At 42.0% G+C, this 21,724-nt stretch carries 15 protein-coding genes; 3 read left to right on the forward strand and 12 right to left on the reverse strand.

Annotated elements, in window-relative coordinates; genetic code table 11:
- Positions 1–103 precede the first annotated feature (103 nt).
- Positions 104–2,386, forward strand: a complete 2,283-nt coding sequence (locus F542_RS00555; RefSeq protein ID WP_025266686.1) for a TonB-dependent receptor domain-containing protein — start codon at positions 104–106, stop codon at positions 2,384–2,386.
- 71 nt (positions 2,387–2,457) lie between these two features.
- On the opposite strand, the gene F542_RS00560 is transcribed toward F542_RS00555, so the two are convergent.
- From F542_RS00560 to F542_RS00585, 6 genes are all read right to left on the reverse strand, one after another.
- Positions 2,458–3,312 (reverse strand): MBL fold metallo-hydrolase, encoded by an 855-nt coding sequence (locus F542_RS00560; protein WP_025266687.1) that lies wholly within the window; start codon positions 3,310–3,312, stop codon positions 2,458–2,460.
- Positions 3,313–3,472: 160 nt separating this feature from the next.
- Complete coding sequence (locus F542_RS00565; RefSeq protein ID WP_025266688.1) at positions 3,473–6,421, reverse strand: type I restriction endonuclease subunit R; 2,949 nt, start codon at positions 6,419–6,421, stop codon at positions 3,473–3,475.
- A gap of 128 nt (positions 6,422–6,549) precedes the next feature.
- Positions 6,550–7,995, reverse strand: a complete 1,446-nt coding sequence (locus F542_RS00570) for an RNA-binding domain-containing protein (protein ID WP_038445888.1) — start codon at positions 7,993–7,995, stop codon at positions 6,550–6,552.
- 109 nt (positions 7,996–8,104) lie between these two features.
- Positions 8,105–9,400 carry a restriction endonuclease subunit S gene (locus F542_RS00575; RefSeq protein WP_015433542.1) on the reverse strand — a complete coding sequence of 432 codons (1,296 nt, stop codon included), beginning with the start codon at positions 9,398–9,400 and terminating at the stop codon, positions 8,105–8,107.
- Positions 9,401–9,437: 37 nt separating this feature from the next.
- Complete coding sequence (locus tag F542_RS00580; protein WP_025266689.1) at positions 9,438–10,562, reverse strand: Fic family protein; 1,125 nt, start codon at positions 10,560–10,562, stop codon at positions 9,438–9,440.
- A 186-nt stretch (positions 10,563–10,748) separates the two neighbouring features.
- Complete coding sequence (locus tag F542_RS00585; RefSeq protein WP_025266690.1) at positions 10,749–13,079, reverse strand: type I restriction-modification system subunit M; 2,331 nt, start codon at positions 13,077–13,079, stop codon at positions 10,749–10,751.
- Between the two features lie 70 nt (positions 13,080–13,149).
- Between F542_RS00585 and F542_RS00590 the strand changes: the two genes are divergently transcribed.
- Positions 13,150–14,097: a GlxA family transcriptional regulator gene (locus F542_RS00590; RefSeq protein WP_025266691.1), complete on the forward strand. Its 948-nt coding sequence runs from the start codon at positions 13,150–13,152 to the stop codon at positions 14,095–14,097.
- A gap of 69 nt (positions 14,098–14,166) precedes the next feature.
- Positions 14,167–15,204 (forward strand): LLM class flavin-dependent oxidoreductase, encoded by a 1,038-nt coding sequence (locus F542_RS00595; protein WP_025266692.1) that lies wholly within the window; start codon positions 14,167–14,169, stop codon positions 15,202–15,204.
- 97 nt (positions 15,205–15,301) lie between these two features.
- Here F542_RS00595 and menH read toward each other — a convergent pair whose 3' ends face one another.
- The 6 genes from menH to rppH all read right to left on the reverse strand — a co-directional run bounded on the left by menH (position 15,302) and on the right by rppH (position 21,410).
- The gene (menH, locus tag F542_RS00600; protein WP_015433536.1) at positions 15,302–16,060 is read right to left on the reverse strand and encodes a 2-succinyl-6-hydroxy-2,4-cyclohexadiene-1-carboxylate synthase; all 759 of its coding nucleotides are present in this window, start codon (positions 16,058–16,060) and stop codon (positions 15,302–15,304) included.
- Positions 16,060–17,769 carry a 2-succinyl-5-enolpyruvyl-6-hydroxy-3-cyclohexene-1-carboxylic-acid synthase gene (menD, locus tag F542_RS00605; RefSeq protein WP_015433535.1) on the reverse strand — a complete coding sequence of 570 codons (1,710 nt, stop codon included), beginning with the start codon at positions 17,767–17,769 and terminating at the stop codon, positions 16,060–16,062. The genes menH and menD overlap by 1 nt, the downstream gene beginning before the upstream one ends.
- 91 nt (positions 17,770–17,860) lie before the next feature.
- Entirely contained in the window at positions 17,861–19,144 is a 1,284-nt protein-coding gene (hemL, locus tag F542_RS00610; protein ID WP_015433534.1) for a glutamate-1-semialdehyde 2,1-aminomutase, read from the reverse strand.
- An 84-nt stretch (positions 19,145–19,228) separates the two neighbouring features.
- Positions 19,229–20,023: a prolipoprotein diacylglyceryl transferase gene (gene lgt, locus F542_RS00615; RefSeq protein WP_015433533.1), complete on the reverse strand. Its 795-nt coding sequence runs from the start codon at positions 20,021–20,023 to the stop codon at positions 19,229–19,231.
- Between the two features lie 8 nt (positions 20,024–20,031).
- On the reverse strand, positions 20,032–20,820 hold the full coding sequence (locus F542_RS00620) for a sulfite exporter TauE/SafE family protein (RefSeq protein WP_015433532.1): 789 nt from the start codon (positions 20,818–20,820) through the stop codon (positions 20,032–20,034).
- Positions 20,817–21,410, reverse strand: a complete 594-nt coding sequence (gene rppH / locus F542_RS00625; RefSeq protein ID WP_015433531.1) for an RNA pyrophosphohydrolase — start codon at positions 21,408–21,410, stop codon at positions 20,817–20,819. Before rppH ends, F542_RS00620 begins: the two co-directional genes overlap by 4 nt.
- Positions 21,411–21,724 lie beyond the last annotated feature (314 nt).

A 21,724-nucleotide genomic window follows, 5' to 3' on the forward strand; every position in this document is an offset into this window, starting at 1 on the left:
GCAAAGAATTTCGGATTTTGTGAAGTTGATCAAAAGGAAACGGTTGCGGTTTCAGGCTTATTTTTGTTAGATTAATAGAAATCGTTATCAATAAGGAAAGGTTATGATGCAATTACATACTCATTTTATGCCAAGTAAAGCGGCAATGTTAGTGGTGCTAGCTTGTGCACCGGCTTGGGCACAGCAGGTTCAAAACGTGGCAGTGCTGGATGAGGTCAATGTTATCGCTTTAGAGATCAGCGATACGCTTGTCAATACTACTGTTAAGCAGAAGGAGCTCCAACAAAAACAGGCACATGATATTAAAACGTTATTTAAAAACAAAATGGATGTATATGGTACGCAGGCGCAGATGACGCGTGCCAGTGAAGGCGTCAATATTCGTGGCTTGCAAGGTAATCGAGTGACCACGACAGTCGATGATATTCCATTACCAGAAACGCAAGAAGCTAAACATTTTATGGCGTATGGCTCAGAATTTGGGCGTGGTGATTATATTGAAGTGACGGGGTTACGCGGTACAGCAGTGCAATACGCCGGCTCAGCAAATAGTTTATCGGGCAGTGTAAACTTTGCCACACTCAACCCTGCCGATTTACTCAAGGGTAAGACGTACGGTGGCTTTGCAGGTACGGGCTACAACAGTGTAGATAATTCTGTATATGGTACGCTTGGTGGAGCCGTTGCGCTGGGCGATTATCAAGGAATGTTGATGACAACGTTACGCGATGGCGATCAGACCATTAACCAAGGTAAAGATCGTGGAATCGGTGATAGCCGTACCGAGCCTAACCCTGCTGAATCAAAAAGCCAGTATGTGCTAACAAAACACCATTATAAATTTAATGATCAGCACACATTGCGTTTGGCTTTTGAACATTTGCATAAGAAAGTCGATACCAATTTGTTAGCGCAGACAGGGACAAGCATTGACTCTGGCAGTGGCACTCAACTGTATGGTATGAGCAATGATAAAGTTACCCGTAATCGAATTTCGTTAGGGCACGATTATAGTAATGATGAGGGCTGGTTGCAGACTGCGACTAACCAAATTTATTATCAGTCAGCGCATACGGAAAATGAACGTTTCCGCCAAGGTAGCAGAAATTATCGTCAAGAACATACCAAATCAGGGCATAAAACCTTTGGTTTTAATAGTGATTTAATGAGCTACATTGATGGCAACGTGCCGCAGGTATTACGTTATGGCGTGAGCTACAACCATACCCAAGCAACGAACCACTTGCGTTATGAGCGTCCCGCTTATATGAGTTTAACAACAGGTAATGCTTATTTTGACGGCAGACCAACTGCGGATACGAGCCAAGATAAGTTCACAGCATATCTTGAAGACGAAATTGGGTTTGGTACTTTATTTGTGACACCACAAATTGGTTTTGTACATTATCGTATTCGCCCAAAAGCCGCTGATCAATCTCAGGTTGAAGAATTTATCCCAAGCAAACAGCGTGCCTCGAAATTTACCCCAAAAATCAGCTTAGAATGGCGAGCTAGCCCTGAGTTTAATCCGTATTTACAATATTCACGTGGTGTTCGTACACCATCGCCACAACAGCTTACCTCATATTTCTTTGAAAACCCAACTTACAGCTATTATATGCCAGCATTAGGCAGAATGGTAACAGGCTCTAGGACGGTGGCGGTTATTGGAAATCCAAATTTAAAAGCGGAAACGGCGGATAATTTCGAAATTGGTGTGAAGGGGAAATCGGCTGATCTGGAATATTTGCTGACGGGCTACTATAACCATTATAAAAACTTTATTGATTGGCAAGCTGATAGCTCGCTAGGTTGTATGAGTGGTTGTAAATATACTAGCTTTGTACAATATCAAAACCTCGATAAAGCCAAGGTGTACGGCATTACCTTTGATGCAAAATGGCAATTCTATGCGGATTATTACCTGATTGGTGGACTTGCCTATATGCGTGGTAAAGCCGAGAACCATGGAGAAAAGACACCAATTAACAGCGTACAGCCACTGAAAACAAAACTGGGGCTTAGCTATGAAAGTGAGACATTTGGTGCCAATGTACTCTGGAGCTATTCTCGTGGTAAGGCTGATAAGGATATTGAACAGTCCTCAAGCTATCTTTATAACCCAAGCGGTAGCTACAGTTTGGTGGATATTGGCGCTTATATTCGCCCAGTGAAAAATTTAACTATCAGTGCAAACTTAAATAATGTGTTTAATAAGAAATATTGGAATTGGAATGATATTTCCTATCTTGCACTATTAAGCAAAGCCAGTGTAGATCAAGGACGTGGCACAAATGGGATTCCGCTTGCTATCACAGCAAGTAATGCCGATCGTTATAGTGCGCCAGGACGAAACTTTAATGTGGGCATCCGCTACGAGTTTTAATTAATAGCTGAGACAAGCGGTGGATTTTGCATATTTTTCTGCAAAATCCACCGCTTGTTTGTTGAATAATATTAGTATTTCAACACTTCACTCTCATTTGGCACAGCAACACGGCTTTCAAACGCTTTACCTTTGATAAATTCACGCATATCTGCTTTGCTAACAGTGCCATGATTAACGGTATCCATATGTACAGTGATGATGCTTGCTTTTGGCATAGTTTCAGCCATTTTTGCCACATCGTTGGTATCCATAATAATGCCAGCAGGCTCAAAATTCTCTAATTCTGCTCCGCCAGTATTCATGACTACAACTTCTGGATTATATTGCTTTAATGCTGCTTCCACTTCGCCATTCCAAACGGTATCGCCCACGATATAAAGCGTTTTTTCATTCTCAGTTTGTAACACCACGCCCATCGCTTCGCCTAAGAGCTCCGCTAACATTGGGTTAGCATACATTTCATCGGTGCCGTGCTGACCGCCAGTTTTAGATAATTTCACATTTTTAAATGGCGTGTTTTTGCCGACGACTCGCACATCTTTAAAGCCTTGTGCACGAATGATTTTAGCGTCATTGGCATCTTGTACAAAAATTGGCAACTCTTTGCTAATTAGCTCTTGTGCGGCTTTATCCCAGTGATCATCGTGGGTGTGGGTAACAATTACCGCATCCACGCCTTTCAATACACTTTCCACAGGCTCGGCAAGCGCAATTAACGGATTGCGTAACTGACTATTTGGTGTACCTGCAAAGCCTTCATATGCCCCTTTTTCGGCTAAATAAGGATCAACTAAGAAAGTCGCATCACCATATTGAATTTTAGCCGTCGCATTGCGGATATGCTGATAGCTGATCTCGGCATTTGCCGTTGCAGAAATGATTGAGCCTAAGGTTAAAGCGGTAATCAGTGCCTTTAATTTCATTGAAAATTCCTTTGTAAAAAATTGAGAAAAATAGATCGCTTGTGACGATGTGTACATTATTTCAAACAATAACAAACAAAAAAATTGACTTTAAAGGCAATAAACGAAAGAATTGGGTCAAAAAAATCCCTTGTGTAACATAGCAAGGGATTGAAAGGATTTAGCGTATATTGACAGCTCTTTGCAAATTGGCAATCAAAGATTTTTGAAATGAATCGTCTCGCATAAACTGTCGGTAAATTTCCATTTCCTGTTCTCGGCGGTTTCGCATCACCTCTTTTACTATGTCGCTGAAAATCACTTGGCGAAGCGCAGGGTCTTGAATGGCAAGATATTTACTCTCAAAATCTTTATGTTGCTGAATTTTCTCCACCACCGCCACAAAGCGGATTCTGCGTTCTTCGGGGGTATCGCCCCAGCCGTCAAACCAGCGTTCGTTAAAGGTTTTGATGATATTGTCCAATTCATCACGCTCTTCATCATCTTCGTGTATGCCGTGAACGGTACTGTTGCTTGGCGTGAATGTGCCCGTTTCATCAGAAAGGGTAATAGCGTGTTCTTTTTCGCTAATCGCTAACGCATAAGAGCTTAAATTGACTTTTTCCAGCAAATCATCAATCACCTTTTCATCATCGGCAACGTTTAATTTCGGAATGAGCAATTTTAAGAACCAGTAACGCTTTTCCCATTCTCGGTTTTCAAAAGCGATAATGCTTGCCATTTGGTTATAGACTTTCACAAACTGTTTGGCTTTGATTTTAAAATCCACCTTTTGCTCTCGTTCCCAGCCCAAACCGTGATTAAAACGGTTAGCACACACCTGATTGAGCGTTTGTAGCTCCGCCATATCCGCCCCTGCAAACAGACGTTCTACAAAACGGCTGACTTCGTCTAATTCATAGATGCCAGCCTCGTCCAGTTCATTTTGTAGATCGTAGAGAATGTTAATATCGGTTTCGCCCTCTAATTCCGTTTCGGTATAAAATGGCTCAAAAGCTGCCTGAATATCTTCGGTTTTATTGAAGAAGTCCAAAATAAACAGATCGTCGGCACTTTTGCCATATTTTGGGCTGCTGCGATTAAGCCGAGATAACGCCTGCACGCAAAGCACGCCGGCAAGCGGTTTATCCACATACATCGCACACAGTTTCGGTTGGTCAAAGCCGGTGAGATATTTATTCGCCACGACTAAAATACGGTAGTCGTCCGTATCAAACATCGCTTTGGTTTTATTCTCATCAAAACCGTTTAGTTGGCTTTCGGTATAAACCACGCCATCTACGTTTTTTTCGCCTGAAAACGCCACTACCGCTTTAAACGGATTGCCTTTTTCATCAAGCCATTGGCAAATTGCCAGATAGTAGCGAATCGCCGTTTCAATGTTTTGCGTAATCACCATCGCTTTGGCTTTGCCTTTCAGCCGTTTGGTTTTCACCACTCTATCTAAAAAATGGCTCAACATAATATCCGCTTTCACCGCAATGCTTTCGGGCGTTCTTTCCACAAAAGCTTTTAAACGCTGTTGGGCTTTTTTCACATCAAATTCAGGGTTATCTTCTACCGCTTTTTGCACTTCATAATAACTTTGGTAAGTGGTGTAATTTTTCAGCACATCTAAAATAAAGCCTTCTTCAATCGCCTGTTTCATAGAATAGAGATGAAACGGTTTAAAAATGGGCTTGCCATCTGCATTGCAAGCGGTCTGTTTTTCGCCGAATTTTTCCAGCGTGCTGTTTTTGGGCGTGGCGGTAAAGGCAAAATAGGAAGCGTTGTGACGCATTTTGCGAGCCTGCATTGCCGATAAAATCAAATCTTGGGCATCGCTTTCTTCTACTGCTCCCATCGCTCGGTTCATATTATCGTGTGCCGTTCCTGATTGCGAGCTGTGCGCCTCATCAATAATCACCGCAAATTTTTTATCCGCCATATCGGCAATGCCGTCCACAATGAACGGGAATTTTTGAATGGTGGTGATAATAATCCGCTTGCCGTTTTCCATCGCATTTTTCAAATCGGTGGCACGATCTGCGTGGGCAATGATGTTTTTCACCGAAGAAAACGCCCGAATGTTATCGCTGATCTGCTTATCCAGCACTTTTCTATCGGTAACTACAATCACCGAATCAAAAATCGGCTTTTCCCTTGCCTTGCCGTAAATTTCAATCAAATGAAACGCTAGCCACGTGATGGAATTGGATTTGCCCGAGCCTGCCGAATGCTGAATGAGATAGCGTTTACCCACGCCGTTTTGTGCCACATCAGCCACCAACTTCCGCACCACATCAAGCTGATGATAACGAGGAAAATAGAGCGTTGCTTTGCTCAAATCCTTTTTGCGTTCATCGTCAAATTCTAGGCGGGCAAAATGCAAAATAATCCCTGCAATGCTCTGTTTTTGGAAAACTTCTTGCCACAGATAAGCGGTGTTAAACCCGTTGGGGTTCGGCGGATTGCCCTTGCCGTGATGGTTACCCTGATTAAACGGCAAAAAGAAAGTGTTATTGCCACAAATTTTGGTGGTCATATAGGCTTCTTGGCTGTCTATGGCGAAATGCACCAGCGTGCGGGCAGGCTGAAAAAGGGCTTGGGTGTTATCTCTGTGGCGATATTGTTGTTTGGCGTGATAAGTGCTTTGCCCCGTCCATTCGTTTTTAAGCTCCATCGTGGCAAAAGGCAAGCCGTTAATAAACACCGCCATATCCACGGTTTCCGAGCTTTGGGCAGAATAGGGCACTTGACGCATCACGCTAAACCGATTTTGAACAAACAGCTCGGCAACTCTCTGCGGACTGTTGGCAAGCGGCGGCACAAAAAACAGATCTAAATGCACATTGTCCACATCCAACCCTTTTTTAAACAGGTGCAAAATCCCTTCCCGCTTCCACACATTATCCAACCTTGCCAAAATTTTCGCTTGCCAATCATTCGGATTTAGCCGTTTGAAATCCGCCAGTTTATCCGCTTGGCTTTCACTTAAAAACGCCCAAAAGTTCGCCTCATCAAGGGCAAAACGGGCATTAAAGCCGCTAGGACTTGCTTGGATAAAACCTTGATTGAGCAAATCCTGCTCAATCGCCGTTTCAAAATGGATTTCTTTGGTGTGGTGCATAACGTTTCCCTTTACCTTGCTTAAACAGAGCCAAACCTTGCTTATTTTGCCCCATTTCTTGCTTATTTATAAAAAGTATTTATTTTTCAAAGAGTTATAAAACGACATTAACCTTGCTTAGCAGGGTGCTAATCTTGCTTAAAAACATATTTGGCGTTGATATCCCGTTTTTTTGTGCTTTGGCGTACCAATATTTCATCAATAACAAAGCCGTTCAAATAGCTACGTACGGTATTTTCATTTACCTTAGTAAATTCAGACAATCCCTTAACCGTTGCCGAGCCTTGTGTAAACAAAAACAGCAGAATGTTTTTTTGAGTATCGTTAAATCTATCCCACATCTGTTCTACTTTTTTCATCAGTTCTACGGAAACGGCTTTGCTATGAACGCTGATTTTATTGCGTAACAACAAATAAACATTGTGGTTTTTTACTAGATATTCAGGCGTGCTGAGCATGGATTTTTCCATAATTTCATAAATCCGTTTTACGCCTTCATTAAGCTGACGCACATAGCCGAAATCTTCCAATACCCTTGCAATGCGTGGGTTTCTGGCAAAACGTTCGGTTTTTATGTTTTCAACGGTTACCTGTGCTGGTAAAGGTCCGCTGTTACTGATTTCAAGACGGTCATCATAATGTTTAATATAAACCGAACTGCCTTGACGGTTATAAGAACGGTGGCATAAAGCATTCACGATACCTTCAAGCCAAGCTTCTTCAGGGTATTCCGGTACTTTTAAAAATCTGCCTGTTTCTAGATCCAAAAAATAGTATTCGTTCAAACTTATTTTCAAAAATTGGCGGATTTCTTGGATTAAATTGGGAATATTGTTTTCAAAGCGGACATCTTTCACCACATTATGCGACACGCCCGTTTTATCTTCCACACCTTGATAACGAATATAACGCACAGAAGCCGTCGGAATATATTTTTCAGGATTTTTAGAAAACAATAATACTGCCGATTTTTTAAATTGATATTCACCGTTTTTTGAGGTCAGCAAATGACGGGTTTTAAGTAAATCCAATTCACTGCCTTGATAACCTAATTTTTCTTGATAGGTTTTAAGCAAGTCTTTATCAAGATCTTCCATTTCAAAATCTGCAACCGTTTCATCTTCAAACTGGCGGATATTTTTATCGTATTCCAATTTTTTTATCTGCTCTAAATCTAATTTACGATTACTATCTGCAATGCGTAAAAAATAATCTCCCGAATTTTTATGACAGAAAACCCGTTCTAATTCTTGCTCAACGTGAAATAAAAAAATCAGGTTTCCATCAATATCAATCTCTTCCAACGTGATATTGCAAGGCGGTGTAATAAAATCAAAAATAAGTTTGCGGTAATCATCAAGATTATCCAACGTGTTTAAATCTTGAAACTCTCCTGTATCAGATACGCCAAAAGCTAAGATACCGCCATCGGCATTAAGCATACCGATCAGCTCTTCGGCAATTTTGCTGGGTTTTATCAGCTCTTTCCCCAACCCCTTTCGTTCAAAATATTGGTTTTCAGGCTGGGTTTGAAGATATTCTTTTGTAATCAATGGATTATATTTTGATAACATATCGCACCTTTTTTTACCTTGCTTAAACAGAGCGAAACCTTGCTTATTTTGCCCCATTTCTTGCTTATTTATAAAGAATCTTTGTTTTTCAATGAGTTACAAAGAAGTATTAACCTTGCTTAGCAAGGGGATAATCTTGCTTAATCCATATTTTCCCCGTTACCACATCATTCACCAAACTTTGCTGGTACTCTTTTAAGCGTTCAATTTGGTTTTGGTGGTGAGCAATGGCTTTATCTATTTGGGCGGTTTTCTTATCCAAAAACTCGGCAATGGCGAGCTGTTCGGGGAGCGGGGAGATAGGAAAAGGCAAACGTCTAAAATCCAAAAAACTTAAATTTTGACGTAATCCACTTCCCAAGCCATAGATCATTTTTGTAATATCCAAAGTGTGCAAATAATAATGAATAAATTTGGCATAATAACCTTGTTTTACGCCCAAATTGAGATATGCACTTGTAATAATCCCTTTGTTTTTTGCCAATCCCGTTCTTAAACTGGTTTTATCATTTTGCAAATCGGTGCAGCGGATAATAATATCGTTAGGCTCAACAATTTGGTAAGTTTCAAAACTTTCAGGAACAAGTCCAAATAATTTACTTTCATCTTTTACAATAATTTCACCATAGCTTAATGACAAGATCGTATTTTCTTTCATGCCTTTGTTACTACGTTTGTTTTCTTTTAAAATCATCATGCCAATGCCGATTTCCCAATGACTCGGCACTTCTCTCAACCATTCCACACCGCTGTTTTTCATTGGCGTATTGGCGTTTAAGCCTTTGGTAACAGTTTGATTAATCAAGGCTTGGCGGTATTCTTTAAGTTTGGCGATTTGCTCGTTTTTTATCCCGATAGCCGTCTGAATTTGGGTGGTTTTTTCGTCCAAAAATTCGGCAATGGCGGTTTGTTCGGGGAGTGGGGGGAGTGGAAAAGGCAAACGTCTAAAATCTAAAAAACTCAAATTTTGACGCAATCCACTTCCTAAGCCATAAATTACTTTTGTAATATCCAAAGTGTGTAAATAATAGTAAATAAATTTGGCACAATAACCTTGTTTTACACCTAAATTTAAGTAAGCACTCGTAATAATCCCCTTATTTTTAGCCAATCCCGTTCTTAAACTGGTTTTATCATTTTGCAAATCGGTGCAACGGATAATAATATCGTTAGGCTCAACAATTTGGTAAGTTTCAAAACTTTCAGGAACAAGTCCAAATAATTTACTTTCATCTTTTACAATAATTTCACCATAGCTTAATGACAAGACCGTATTTTCTTTCATGCCTTTGTTGCTACGTTTGTTTTCTTTTAAAATCATCATGCCAATGCCGATTTCCCAATGACTCGGCACTTGCCCCAGCCAATCAATCCCGCTGTTTTTATACTGTTCGTAAGGTTTCATTTGCAAATTTTCCCTTTATTTTGACCGCTTGTGATTGCTATACCCGTACTAAATTCATCAAATGCTCAAAGGTATAACGTGCGGATTTCCTGCCGGAGGCTTCTTCGGCTAAGGTGAGAATGCCTTTTTCTTGCAACGCTTTGGTAAAACGGTTGGCTGTGGCGGTGGAAATGCCCGTTTCTTTGGATAAGGTGCTGTTGCGAAAAACTGGATAGGTAAACACAAAATCCAAGACCGCAAGAGAATGTTTGCTGGATAAAATCTCGCTAAACTCGGTTTTCATTTCTTCGTATAAGGCACGAATGTTTTCTGCAATATTCAGATTGCGTTCCGATTGATGTTCTATCGCGTTCAAAAAGAACACCGCCCATTCATTCCAATCACCAGTTTGGGAGACATTCCGCATTAAATCAATATAGCGGTTTTTGTTTTCTTCTAAATAACCACTGATATAAAAATGGGGGGCGGAAAGCGTGTGTGCATTCCACAGCATCAGGGTGATGAGCATTCGCCCAATTCTGCCGTTTCCGTCTTGAAAAGGGTGCAGCGCTTCAAACTCCAAATGCGTGACGGCGGTTTTTAATAACACAGGGTCGGTATTTTGGTGGATATAGTCAAATAAACGGTCTAAACCGCTTTCTAATTTTTCAGGGCTAATCGGCACAAACAAAATTTTGCGACTGAGCGTATCGGCAATATAGTTTTGCTCTTTTTTAAATTCCCCCGGGGATTTATTTGCTCCCCGTCCAAAAGAAAGCAGTTGCTGGTGCATGGTTTTCAGTAGCGATTTACTGAGCGGATAGCCCTCTTCCATCGCTTTTTGGGCATTTTTAAGTGTACGCTGATAAAGCACAGTTTCAATAATATCCGAGCGGACATCTGCACTGTATTCATCTTCGGGGTAGTCTGCTTCGTATTGCAAAATTTCGTCCATGGTGCTGACAGTGCCTTCCATGCGTGAGGAAATCACCGCTTCTTGGTTTCTTAGCGGTGCAAGCAAAATTTCACTATTGTGCATATTTTTCAGCATTTGGTCATAACGGGCGATGGCATTGGTTGCCCCGAGTAATGCTGACAAAATTTGAGTTAAGTCTATCTTTTCCGGAGGGAATACGCTTTCAGGATAATATACGGCTTCGGAAAAATTGAGGTTTATTGACATTTTGTTTCTCACATTTTGGTAATTTTGATTCACAAGATGAATTGTCGCTCATTGATGAGCGACAAGCAAGTTTGTCGCTCATTTTTTTATAAATTTGATAAACAAACTTATTTGTTGATCATTTGTGATAAACAAATGCTTTTGTTTCTCACATATGGCTATTTTTGATAAACAAAACGAGTGGCTTCAACCCAAAATCTCCCCAATCAACCCCTCTGCCTGCTGTTCTAACGCCAAAATATCGGCTTTGATTTCGGAAAGTAGGCGTAAGGCTTTGTGCTGGTAGAAATATTTGTTAAAGCTGATTTCATAGCCGATTTTGATGCTGTTTATGTCAATCCACGTTTCATCAATATGCGGTTTGACTTCGGCAACAAAATAGCTGTGAATATCTTGATTTAAAGGAATATTTTCACTGTCGGACAGCTCGCTGTTGGTTTCATAATAGACAAATTCGCCTTGTTTGCCCGTTGGGTAGTAGCCAAAGTCGGGCAAATGTTTTTCATCGGTTTTGAGTTTGCCTAATAATTTTGCCAATTCGTTCTCTGTAAAAGTGTGGATTTTGCTCACGACTTTTTCTGCTGTTTCATCATAACTGCTTACTGCTTGATAAATGGCTTTTTTATCTGCGCTAGAGAGTTTGATTTTTTCGGCTTTGAGAACATTATCCGCTTGCTTCACAAAAGCGTTGAAGTCCATAAAAATTTGCTCGCCAAAATGCGAGTGCAATTTTTCTGCCGCCTTAAAGCGGATGTTGGCTTTACTCCACGTCTCGGTATTTAGTACTTTATTTTTGTTTTTGGTATTCAATGCATAGCCGTTTTGCTCTGCCCAAGCGGTGAGTTCTTCGACAAAATTGGCAAGATTTTCGGCAAAATAGACCGCTTGTCCGTGCCGTTCAAATAAAAATTGCATTGGTTCAATGAGCGATTTATCAAAACGCAGTGGAGCAATCGCCGCTTGGGTAAATTGCACTTTACGGCGATCAGGGCGGTTGATTGCCACTTTGTAATAACCAAAATCACGATTATCAAACACTTTTGCTGCCAAGCCATCGGTGCGATTGAGATTTTCACAAGCCAAATAGCTTTGCATAATGCGTTGGATGTGTTCTGCCGTTAATTCGCAATTCTTTTCGCCTAAATTTTTACGCAGTTTGCTGTAAAGTTCATTAGCATCAATCAGTTGCACTTTACCTTTTCTCTGTTTAGGCTTGTTGTTATTGAGTAGCCAAATATAGGTGGTGATGCCCGTGTTATAAAACAGATTGTTTGGCAGTTGGATAATCGCTTCCAATAAGTCGTTTTCAATCAGATAACGGCGTATATTACTTTCACCACCGCCGGCATCACCGGTAAACAGTGATGAGCCGTTATGTACGCTTGCCACACGAGAACCAATACCATTCATCGCAACAGGTTTCATTTTATTCGCCATTTCCATCAGAAAAAGCAACTGTCCATCTGAGGTGCGTGGCGTGGCATCGTATTCTGCAAGATTGCCCCAGTAGTCGGCAAGCTCTACTTTAAAACGGCTGTCTATCACGGTTTTGCCGTCTTTGATGTAGCTTTCGTCCGATGACCAACTTTTGCCATAAGGCGGATTGGAAAGCATAAAATCAAAGTATTGCCCGCCAAACTCATCACTGGCAAGGGTTGAACCGACTTTAATATGCTCAGGGTTGTTACCCTTAATCATCATATCGGACTTGCAAATCGCATAGGTTTCGTCATTGATTTCTTTACCATACAGATAAATGGTGCGATCGGTGTTGGCAAGCGGGTATTTCTCTTCAATAAAGTTTTGCGATTCGGTCAGCATGCCGCCACTGCCACAAGCAGGATCATACACGCTGATTACAGGCGGAATTTGGCTTGCAATAGGGTCAAACACAAGGTGGGTCATCAACTCAATCACTTCACGCGGCGTAAAATGTTCGCCTGCTTCTTCGTTATTTTCTTCGTTGAATTTGCGGATCAGCTCTTCAAACACATAGCCCATGCCTAGATTGGTTAAGGCAGGCAGTTTATTGCCTTCGGGGTCTTGTTTTTCAAAAGGCGTGAGGTTGATATAAGGTGAAACGAATTTTTCCAATACTGCCAGCAAAACGCCTTTGTTTGACATATGGGCAATTTGGCTACGCAGGTTGAAGCGGTTGATGATTTCTTGCACATTAGGTGAAAAGCCGTTTAAGTATTCATCAAAATTATGCAATAGGTATTGGGCGTTGTTGTTGGCGTTGTCTTTGAGCTGTAAAAGCGTCCATTTGGACGTGTTGTAGAACACATAACCGCTGGCTTTTTGTAGCTCTTCTTCGGGGGCGACTTCATCGCCCCAAAAAGTGATTTCTTCTAATACGGCTTGTTTAGTCGGTTCAAGCAAGCTGTCTAAACGGCGAAGTACCGTCATCGGCAAAATCACATCACGATATTTGCCCCGTACATAAACATCTCGCAGGCAATCATCAGCGATTGACCAAATAAACGAAACAAGGCGGTTGTGGGCTGAGTGGTTCATAAATTTTTCCAAAAAAGAAATAATGGGCGGTATTATAAGTGAAATGATTGAGAAAATTTGAGAATCTTTTATGCCATTACCCAAAATCGCCCTAGTCCTTTACCCCGAGTTTAATCCGTTGGTTTTTATTCCGCCGCAAATGATTTTTACGATGGAATTAGAGGGTGAACCATTGTTTGAGTGTAAAACTGTGGCAGAAAATCGCTCGCAAGCGGTGGGAATGGGCGGAAAAATTGCCATTTGTGCAGATGCTGAACTCAGTTGGGCGGAAGAGGCGGATTTAATTGTGATCGCTGGTTGGACAGATTTGGATACGCCGCCTTCGGCTGCGTTAAAAAAATTACTGCAACAACGCTATCAACAAGGGGCGATGATTGTCGGATTGTGTTACGGTACTTACGCCCTTGCTTATGCTGGGTTGTTAGACGGTAAAACCGCATCAACCCATTGGCTTGCCGAGCCTGATTTTGCCCAGCGTTTTCCGCAAATTCAGTTAGATATGAATGCATTGTATGTGGAACAAGATAATATCATCACCTCCGCAGGTTCTATGGCTGGGGTGGATTGTTGTTTGGCGATTGTGCGGAAATTTTATGGGGTAAAAGTCAGTAATCGCTTGGCTCGTTTGCTGGTTTCTGCCCCTCATCGTGAAGGTGGACAAGCACAGTTTATTGAGCAACCTATTGCTCAACGCACCAATAATCAGAATATCAATGAATTATTGGCGTATTTACGGGAAAACTTAGCACGCCCCCACAACATTGATGAACTGGCTGATAAATTAGCAATGAGCCGCAGCACTTTTACTCGCCATTTTCGCAAAGCAACGGGTATGGCGGTAGGGCAATGGTTGATTGAAGCTCGCCTACAACGAGGGCGAGAGTTGTTAGAAAGCAGTGATTTGAGCATTGAACAAATTTCAGCGGAAATCGGTTTCCAGACGGCGGTGTCATTTCGGCAACATTTTAAGGCCAAACATTGCGTCAGCCCGAATCAGTGGCGGAATAGTTTTGCTTAAGCAGAATAGATTCACAAATCTAAATTTATAGATATAATCCGGTGGTTTTTAATTTAATGAGGAAAGCATATGAAACTCTCGTTACTTAATCTTGTGCCAGTGCGAGAAGGTCAAGATTATCATGCCGCTATAGCATCAATGGTGCGTCTTGCGCAACATGCAGAAAAATTAGGGTTAGAGCGTTATTGGATTGCAGAGCATCATAATATGAAAAATCTTGCTAGCTCTGCGACTGCGTTGTTAATTCAACATACTCTTGCCAATACTCAGACCTTAAAAGTCGGCTCTGGTGGTGTGATGCTGCCTAATCATAGCCCTTACATTGTGGCTGAACAGTATGGTACGTTGGCTACACTCTACCCAAATCGTGTGCAAGTTGGTTTAGGGCGAGCGCCGGGAACGGATATGCAAACGGCTTTTGCATTACGCAAAAATCGTCAGCATGCGGATTTTGCGACAGAAATCGCAGAACTCAAAGGCTATTTTGAAAATACCAATGAGGTTTCAGCTTACCCTGCTGCGGGAATGGATTTACCTTTTTATATTTTAGGCTCAAGCACGGAAAGTGCCTTTTTAGCTGCTGAATTAGGTCTTCCATATGCTTTTGCTTCACACTTTGCACCACGTATGCTTGAGATGGCCGTTGAGATTTATCGTTCGCATTTCAAACCGTCAGCAGTGTTAGCTCAGCCATATGTGATTATCGGCGTAAATGCCATTATTGGCGAAAGTGATAAAGAAGCTGAGCAGCTTGCCACAACGCAAACGCAATTTTTTATGAACGTGGTAACCAACGGGCAGCAACCATTACAACCTCCGTTGGAAAATGATAATGCTGTTTGGCAGCAAAAATATGCTGGGCGTAATACGCATTTTGGCCCGTTAGAATTAGCTACAATCCCAGCTTACTATGAAGGACGTGCTGTAGTGGAGCAGATGACAGCATGTTCTCTGATTGGTAGCAAAGAAAGTGTTGCACAGCAATTAAAAGCACTTAAAGCGCGGGTAAATTTTGATGAAATTATGGCGGTAAGCTATATTTTTGACGAAGAAAAACAATTCCGTAGCTATAGCTGGCTAACAGAAATTGTTGAGCAGGCAGAGTAATTGCACTATTTGAAACATCAACACGCCCTAATATTAAGCGCTCTATTTTCGCGGTTTGTAAAAAATCGTTGAAAATGGGGCGCTTGCTTGTTTCTGCTTATGGCGTTTGTACAAACTGAATTAACATTTGTGCGAACGCATGCGGATTTGCTTGATGAGTGTTGTGCCCAGCCTGTTCAATCAGCTGATAATGTAGCTGATATTGTATTGCCATCTGGCGGAATTTTTGATCTTTTTCACCAATCACAAAACAATATTTTACTTGTGCAGGTGGTAGCAGTAGTGGCTGTTTAGCTAGGCTGGTAGCGCGTAGCATCTGCGCAATGAGTTTGCCGTCATTCTTTTGCCGCTTTTGTAGAAATTCTGCCCGCTTGCGGGCATCGAGATCGGCAAAGACAGCTTGCTGATACCAATCTTTTAGCACCTGCTCTATCGGCTCATATTGAAAGCGTTTTGCCCAGTCATTGTCATTTTGCCAGCGGCGTTGGCGTGCTTGTTGGCTGGCTAAGCCGACATTTGCCCCTTCTAGCAATGCGCCTTGTAAATGAGGATTATGCATATGGCAGAGGTAATCCAGCGCCAGTCGTCCACCGAGAGAGTAGCCCACAAGGTAGAAAGGCTGATTGCCAAGGCAATATTGTAGTGTTTGATGCAGTTGCTGACGAACCTCAGCAAAGCTACGGCATGCAATGTTTGCACTGTGGTGGTGAAACGGCAGATCAATGGCAAGCGGGCGAATTTCAGAGATATTTTGCAAAACGGAAAAAACCTCAGCCCAGTCTTCACGAGAACCGAGTAGACCGTGTAAAAAAACCACTGGCGTGCCATGCGCCGCCAACCATTGATACGCAAGCATTAGTCTATGGACGCTCGAGAAATTTGTTCAAGTAAGGATTTATATAGACTGCTTCCTTCTTGATCGTTTACTTTTACCTCCACAATCGTCACCCCTTTACGTGCATATGCTTGTTTTAATTTTGTGCCTAAATCTGCCCAAGTGTAGGGACGCAGATATTCTAAACCAAACATGGTTGCAATTTGAGAAAACTCTAAATTATGCGAGAGACGATAGAATTTATCTTTGGCGCTTGGTTCTACTGGCAGCATATCAAAAATCGCCCCGCCGTTGTTGTTGATAACAAACAGAATAGTCGGTTGGCTGATTTGACGTAATAGAGCCACAGAGTTGAGATCATGCAGCGCTGAAACATCGCCAATCACGGCAATGGTTGGTAAGCCGTTACCTTTTGCAATCCCTGCTATAGTTGCAATTAAGCCATCAATACCACTTGCGCCGCGGTTGGTATAAATAGCTTGCCCTTCGGGTAATTTGCATAAAGCATCAACTAAGCGTACGAATAAGCTGTTACCTAAGAATAAATTGCTATTTGGTGGTAAGACTCGCTCAATATGGTGTGCAAGTGAAGCTTCATTCAAATTGCCTCCAACCTGTTGCTCAATAAAGGTTTCACAGAAGTTAGATAATGCCAATGGCTCAAGCAACCAAGGTTTCTGGCGTAATGGTGGGTGTACACGCGTAAAATGGTGTGCTTTAGCAATAAAACGGGTTTGATGATGAGCAAATTGATTGAGGTAATCTTGGCTTTCATCCACCAACCAAAATTCGCCTTTAAAGTGTTCTAGAAATTGATTGACACGTTTGCTGACAATTTGTGAGCCAAATTGGATTACAATATCAGCCTGTAGTAAACGTTGCTCAACAGTTTTATTTGAAAGCCAAATATCCGCATAAGGTAGAGTGGCTTCAATACCGGATTGAACATCACTAATTAAGCACCAACCAAGGGTTTCTGCCCATTTTGCCAATCCCATTCCTTGCTCTAATGGCAGTTTACCTACAACGACAACACCACGTTTTGTGCGCCAGTAGTCCCAATTTTCATGCATAAGCACATCTTGTTGGGTGGGTTGATGATCGAGCCATTTTGCCTGAGGTTGGCTAAGCCAACGTGTAATTGGCGCAAGCCATGCATCACTGCCAATCACTTCTTCATTGGCGTTATACAATGGTTCTGCAAATGGTACATTAATATGCACAACCCCTTTTTGATTGGCTTGTTGGCCACAAACTTGTTCTACGCTTGCAACTAACCAATTTGCACTAAACACTTGGCTCGGTTTAGGTAAATTTAGGCTGGCAACTGGGTATTTTGCAAAAATATGCTGTTGCTCAATCGCTTGATTAGCTCCGCAACCAATTAATTCTGGCGGACGGTCTGCGGTTAGAACGATCAGGTTATGATGCGTGATTGATGCTTCTATTACCGCTGGCAATAAATTGGCTACAGCAGTGCCAGAGGTGACAATAATGGCAACGGGATCTTGCGTTGCTTTTGCCAAACCGAGTGCGAAAAAGCCGAGCCCACGTTCATCAAAATGGCTGTGGCATTCAGCAATACCTTGCTTTTGTAAATACAAGGCTTCTAAAGTTAATGGGGTAGAACGTGAACCGGGAGCGATACAGAAATGCTTAACACCATAACGGGTTACTGCATTTAAAATTACTCTTGCCCAAGTTCGGTTAAAAGTTGCTGTGTTATTCATTGTTGCTCTCTATTTCAGATAAACTGCTCAATCGGCAGTGACAAGCGGTATGATTTTGCAAAAAAATAAGCAAATTAGACCGCTTGGTTAATTATTTCATCTGTGCAAAAGCACGATCAGCCGCGACAAGCGTTTGTTCAATATCACTATCTGTGTGAGCCAAACTCATAAAGCCGGCTTCAAATGCCGAAGGGGCAAGATAAACGCCTTGTTCAAGCATTTTGTGGAAGAAGGTGTTAAATGCTTGTACATCGCATTTTGTTACGTCGGCATAGCTTGTCACGTTTTCTTGATCGGTAAAGAAAATGCCGAACATACCGCCGACATACTGCACACAAAGTGGAATGCCGTGTTTGCTTGCCGCTGCTTTAAAGCCTTTGGCTAAGCGTTCGGTCTTTGCTACAAGTTGTTGTTCATTGCCATCTTTACTTAACTCAGTTAAACAGGCTAGCCCTGCAGCCATTGCAATTGGATTGCCTGAAAGTGTGCCTGCTTGGTAAACCGGGCCAGTTGGTGCAATAAATTCCATAATCTCTTTTTTACCACCAAATGCCCCCACAGGCATACCGCCACCAATGATTTTGCCGAGCGTGGTTAAATCAGGGGTTACGCCGTAGTAAGATTGTGCGCCACCGAGTGCGACACGGAAACCTGTCATCACCTCGTCAATAATAAATACTGTGCCATACTGCGTGCAAAGTTCACGTAAACCTTGCAAAAATCCCTCTTTTGGTGGAATGCAGTTCATATTTCCAGCCACTGGCTCAATGATTAAACAAGCAATTTCATTTGGATATTGTTCAAAAGCGGCTTTGACGGAATCTAAATTATTGTATTCACAAGTTAGTGTATGTTTGGCAAAATCTTCTGGTACACCCGGTGAACTTGGTTGCCCGAGTGTTAAAGCACCGGAACCTGCTTTAACGAGTAAGCTATCCGAATGCCCGTGGTAACAGCCTTCAAATTTAATGATTTTATCTCGCCCAGTGTAACCACGCGCTAAACGGATTGCTGACATTGTTGCTTCTGTACCACTGCTTACCATACGTACCATCTCAATACTTGGCACGAGCTTACAAACGAGTTCTGCTAATTCAATCTCTTTTGCCGTTGGTGCACCAAAGCTTAATCCGTGTGGCACGGCCTCTAATACCGCATCGATAATTGCAGGGTGGTTATGCCCTAAAACCATTGGGCCCCAAGAGCCAACATAATCAATATATTTTTTGCCGTCAGTGTCAGTAATGTATGCCCCTTTGGCAGAATCAATAAACACAGGCGTACCGCCTACACCTTTAAAAGCACGTACAGGTGAATTTACCCCACCTGGGATAACTTTTTGCGCTTGTTCGAATAGGGTTTGAGATATGGTCATATTTTATCCTTTTTTGAATTTTATTTTTAAGAGCGGCACGATGTATCCGCCCCTACGGTTATTTTGTAAATTATTGCCGTAAAACTACCGCTTTTTATACGCCCAAACCATTATCGCTACGCCACCAATAATCATCGGTAATGAGAGCATTTGCCCACGGGTGATTAAATCTGCTGTGGTATTTACGGTTGGATCGATTTCTCGTACATATTCCACCACAAAGCGGAACACGCCATAGCCTATTAAGAATAGCCCTGCGACCGAGCCTGTTGGACGAGGTTTACGGATAAAGCAGTTTAGAATAACAAACAATACTAAACCTTCTAAAAAGGCTTCGTATAACTGTGATGGATGGCGAGGCGGGCTAAATGAACCGTCCGCATATTGTTCTACCATTGCCCAAGGTACATTGGTGACCCGTCCCCATAATTCGCTGTTGATAAAGTTACCTATACGCCCTAAGCCTAATCCAAAAGGAATTAGTGGTGCGATGAAATCGGCGGTTTGCCAGAAACTGCGGTGCTGGCGATAGCTTGTCCAAATCATGGAGACGATAACCCCAATTAAGCCACCATGGAATGACATTCCACCTTCCCAGATGCGGAAAAGGAACAGCGGATCAGCAAGGAGTTGCTCAAAGTTGTAAAACAGTACATCGCCGATACGTCCGCCCAGTACTACACCGAAAAAACCGTTATACAGCAGTTGATCAACTTGTTCAACACTCCATACACCGTTAGAGGTTTTGGCACGCTTGGTGCCAAGCCAGTAAGCAAAAGCAAAACCAAGCAGATACATCACGCCATACCAACGTAATGCGATTGGACCGATTTCAAAGATAATGGGATCGATTTTAGGGAAAACGAAAAACTGGTTCATGCGATTCCTTATTTCAAAAACATATTTAATGCAATTAACATGAGCATAATGGCAAAGGCTTTTTTCAGTGTCGCAACCGGTAATTTATTTGCCATGCTAGCGCCGATTTTTGAAGTAAAAATTGAGGTGGCGGCAATGCCAAATAGTGCAGGCAAATAAACATAGCCAAGTGAATATTCCGGCAGATTTGGATTTTTCCAGCCACTGATTATAAAGCTAATTGTTGCCGCAGCGCCTAACAAACAGCCACAGAAAGAAGATGTGCCAATCGCTCGTTTTAATTCCACGCCACGGCTATTTAAAAACGGCACAATAAAAGCACCACCTGCAATGCCGGCAAAGCTTGATAGCACACCTATTATTCCTCCGCCAATAAGCATAGATTGTGTTGTCATTGGTTTGGTTTCGGTTTGCTTTGGTTTCAGTGCCAAGAACATTTTGATTGCCATATAGAGCACCAAGGTGCCAAAGATCTTGGTCATTATTTCTTTTGGTAAGTCGCTAACCAGCAAACCAGAGATAAATACTGCTGTCATCAATGCAGGCACAAAAAATTTTGCGACAGACCATTCAACATTGCCTAATTTATTATGGCGTTGTGCTGCGGAGAAAGTCGTGAATACGATAGTGGCAAAAGAGGTACCGAGTGCAATCGACATCAGTAATTCATTTGCCACACCCATTTGGGGTAATAACCAAACCAATGTTGGTACGATAATCATACCGCCGCCAATACCAAATAGCCCTGCTAAAAAGCCCGCGACTGCGCCAAGAATTAAAAAGCTGATAAAGATCATTTTTTCCCCTTATGAAAACGGGCTTTTTGTCCGTCATATTTTTCATTGCGAAAAGGCCGTTTTTCACCACGTTCTTCCCGCCCTCTCTCTAGTTCGGCGCGTTTGCTTTCATTCATTAGCACTTGAGCAAACTCTTTCATGACTTTGCGATAGACATCTCGTTTAAATGAAACCACTTGGCGTACAGGATACCAAAAACTCACCCAGCGCCAGCCATCAAATTCTGGTGTTTTGGTTGTGCCGAGATTAATTTCGCTCTCTTTGCCTGTCAGCTGTAGCAGAAACCAACGCTGTTTTTGCCCGATACAGACCGGCTGCCCACTAGGGGCGTCATGACGAATTAAGCGTTTTGGCAATTTGTATTTTAGCCAATACTTCGATGCCCAAAGTAAGCGCACATCTTTTTTAGATAAACCAACTTCTTCATAAAGCTCACGGTACATTGCAGATTCAATGTTTTCACCTTCGTGAATTCCTCCTTGTGGAAATTGCCACGAATTTTGTCCAAACCGTTTTGCCCAGAGAACTTGCCCTTGTTTATTACAGATGACGATACCAACATTTGGGCGGTAACCATCGAAATCGATCAATTTAGACCGCCTTATTTTTTTAAATTCAAAATGGCGTTGATTGTTTCATAATTCGCCCTTTAGAACAAGGCGGAAGCCCAAAACAAGCGGTTAATTTTGCTTAAAAATTTACCAAAGTGGATAAATCTGTGGATAAGTTGAGTATTCTCAGAAATTGGTTTGTGGATAACGGTGGTAACTAATTGATCTTGAAAAGGATCTTTTTGTGGTATAACGCTCTAGACAAGCTCGTCAGACTCTGGATAAATCACCAGAAAAGTGGTAAAAAACAGCGGAAAAGCTGGCAAAAAGATCAAAGTAGATGCATTAATCAT

The sequence above is a fragment of the Bibersteinia trehalosi USDA-ARS-USMARC-188 genome (assembly GCF_000521725.1).
GTDB lineage: Bacteria > Pseudomonadota > Gammaproteobacteria > Enterobacterales > Pasteurellaceae > Bibersteinia > Bibersteinia trehalosi.

Excerpts from the sequence above, each read along its gene's own strand:
- F542_RS00555 (WP_025266686.1), top strand. The coding sequence starts at position 104 with ATGATGCAATTACATACTCATTTTATGCCAAGTAAAGCGGCAATGTTA.
- F542_RS00560 (WP_025266687.1), bottom strand. The coding sequence starts at position 3,312 with ATGAAATTAAAGGCACTGATTACCGCTTTAACCTTAGGCTCAATCATT.
- F542_RS00565 (WP_025266688.1), bottom strand. The coding sequence starts at position 6,421 with ATGCACCACACCAAAGAAATCCATTTTGAAACGGCGATTGAGCAGGAT.
- F542_RS00570 (WP_038445888.1), bottom strand. The coding sequence starts at position 7,995 with ATGTTATCAAAATATAATCCATTGATTACAAAAGAATATCTTCAAACC.
- F542_RS00575 (WP_015433542.1), bottom strand. The coding sequence starts at position 9,400 with ATGAAACCTTACGAACAGTATAAAAACAGCGGGATTGATTGGCTGGGG.
- F542_RS00580 (WP_025266689.1), bottom strand. The coding sequence starts at position 10,562 with ATGTCAATAAACCTCAATTTTTCCGAAGCCGTATATTATCCTGAAAGC.
- F542_RS00585 (WP_025266690.1), bottom strand. The coding sequence starts at position 13,079 with ATGAACCACTCAGCCCACAACCGCCTTGTTTCGTTTATTTGGTCAATC.
- F542_RS00590 (WP_025266691.1), top strand. The coding sequence starts at position 13,150 with ATGCCATTACCCAAAATCGCCCTAGTCCTTTACCCCGAGTTTAATCCG.
- F542_RS00595 (WP_025266692.1), top strand. The coding sequence starts at position 14,167 with ATGAAACTCTCGTTACTTAATCTTGTGCCAGTGCGAGAAGGTCAAGAT.
- menH (WP_015433536.1), bottom strand. The coding sequence starts at position 16,060 with ATGCTTGCGTATCAATGGTTGGCGGCGCATGGCACGCCAGTGGTTTTT.
- menD (WP_015433535.1), bottom strand. The coding sequence starts at position 17,769 with ATGAATAACACAGCAACTTTTAACCGAACTTGGGCAAGAGTAATTTTA.
- hemL (WP_015433534.1), bottom strand. The coding sequence starts at position 19,144 with ATGACCATATCTCAAACCCTATTCGAACAAGCGCAAAAAGTTATCCCA.
- lgt (WP_015433533.1), bottom strand. The coding sequence starts at position 20,023 with ATGAACCAGTTTTTCGTTTTCCCTAAAATCGATCCCATTATCTTTGAA.
- F542_RS00620 (WP_015433532.1), bottom strand. The coding sequence starts at position 20,820 with ATGATCTTTATCAGCTTTTTAATTCTTGGCGCAGTCGCGGGCTTTTTA.